Annotated in this window: 2 protein-coding genes and 1 pseudogene; 1 reads left to right on the forward strand and 2 read right to left on the reverse strand. The window is 73.6% G+C overall.

Features of this window, described 5'->3' with window-relative positions:
• Together GH736_RS22805 and GH736_RS22810 are read right to left on the reverse strand one after the other, a co-directional pair.
• A pseudogene (locus GH736_RS22805) lies at positions 1-225 on the reverse strand (hypothetical protein); the annotation flags it as partial.
• Positions 222-683, reverse strand: a complete 462-nt coding sequence (locus tag GH736_RS22810) for a hypothetical protein (RefSeq protein WP_159607287.1) — start codon at positions 681-683, stop codon at positions 222-224. The gene GH736_RS22810 and the pseudogene GH736_RS22805, both read right to left, overlap by 4 nt.
• A 162-nt stretch (positions 684-845) precedes the next feature.
• On the opposite strand from GH736_RS22810, the gene GH736_RS22815 reads away from it, so the two are divergent.
• Positions 846-1,493, forward strand: a 648-nt coding sequence (locus GH736_RS22815) for an enoyl-CoA hydratase/isomerase family protein (protein WP_159607289.1), incomplete at its 3' end; no start/stop codon positions are given.

A 1,493-nucleotide genomic window follows, 5' to 3' on the forward strand; every position in this document is an offset into this window, starting at 1 on the left:
GGCCGCGGCCACCCACCGGCCGCCAGCCACGAGGCGGATGCCCAGCAGCAGCGCCAGCACGCCCACGAGCGCCACGACGAGCCCCCAGGGGACGACGACCTCGCCGATGGTCACCGACTGCCGATGGCCGATCGTGGCGACCGCCCCGTAGATGCCGCCGAGCAGCACGGCGAGCGCGTACATGCCCGCCCGCGCCAGTGGCGAGGGCTTCAGGTCGTCGCTCACTGCTGGTTCGTGTTCGGCGTGACCGTGTACGTCAGCGTCTCGCCCTCGCCGGCCAGGAGCACGAAGTACTCCGCGTTCGAGTAGATGCGGGCGCCCGCCTCACCGCCCGTCATGGTGGTGTCCTCGGTGAAGCCCGCGCCCTCGAGCTCGGCCGCGGCATCCGCCACCGGATCGGCGGTCGACGACGTGATCACGACGATCCAGCCCTTCCCGTCGGCGTCGCCGGCGCCGCCCGCGAACGTCACGTCGCCGTCGATGAGCGGGATCGTCGTGGGGAAATCGGCGGGCAGCTCGCCGCCGAGGCTGACGTCGCCACCGGTCGCGCTCTCGATGGCGTCCTCGACGCCCTTGTCGACGAGGTCGGCGGGGTTGCCGAAGCATCCCGTGAGCAGCGACGCGGTGATGCCCGCGATCGCCACGGCGGTGGCGGCACGGGTCGTGGTCGTCAGGGTCGTCATGGCGAACTCCTCGCTGGCGTGGACGGCCCGGGAAGAACGCGCGAGCCCGGCGGTGCCCCCGGCATCCGCTTCGCGTCGGAGTCTACCGCCCGGCGGCCCGCCCCGCCGATGCCGTAGCGTGGTCATCGTCGCGGGGCCGCCCGCCGGGAGGGAACGATGACGATGTCGGATGCCGCAGCGGCGAGCCGGGGCGACGATCGGGCGGTGCGCGTCGAGCGCGACGGCAGGGTCGCCAGCGTCGTCATCGACCGACCGAAGTCGCTCAACGCCCTCTCGCCCGAGGTGCTCCGGGCACTCGAGGGTGCGTTCTCCGAACTGTCGGCAGACGCCGGCGACCTGGCCGGAGTGCTGCTCGTCGGTGCGGGCGGCCGGGCGTTCGTCGCCGGTGCCGACATCCGCGCGCTGTCGCAGGCCACGCCGGCCGAGGGAGCGGAGACCGCGCGACTCGGTCATCGGGTGGCCGCCACGATCGAGGGGCTTCCACTCCCCGTCATCGCCTGCGTCGACGGCTTCGCCCTCGGCGGCGGGCTCGAGTTGGCGCTCGCCTGCGACTTCATCTATGCCACGGATGCCTCGCAGTTCGGCCAGCCCGAGGTGAAGCTCGGGCTCATCCCCGGGTTCGGCGGCACCGTGCGCCTGCCGCGGGTCGTCGGGCCGGCACGAGCGCGTGAGCTGATCTACACCGGGCGCCAGATCGGCATCGACGAGGCCGTGGCCGCCGGGCTCGTGCTGCGGCGCTTCGAGGACCGCGAGGCGCTCCTGTCCGGAGCCCGGGAGACGGTGGAGCTCATGGCGGCCGCGTCGGCGTCG

This window comes from Agromyces humi (assembly GCF_009720255.1).
GTDB lineage: Bacteria > Actinomycetota > Actinomycetes > Actinomycetales > Microbacteriaceae > Agromyces > Agromyces humi.

Coding starts and splice junctions, on each gene's coding strand:
- GH736_RS22810 (WP_159607287.1), bottom strand. CDS start 683: ATGACGACCCTGACGACCACGACCCGTGCCGCCACCGCCGTGGCGATC.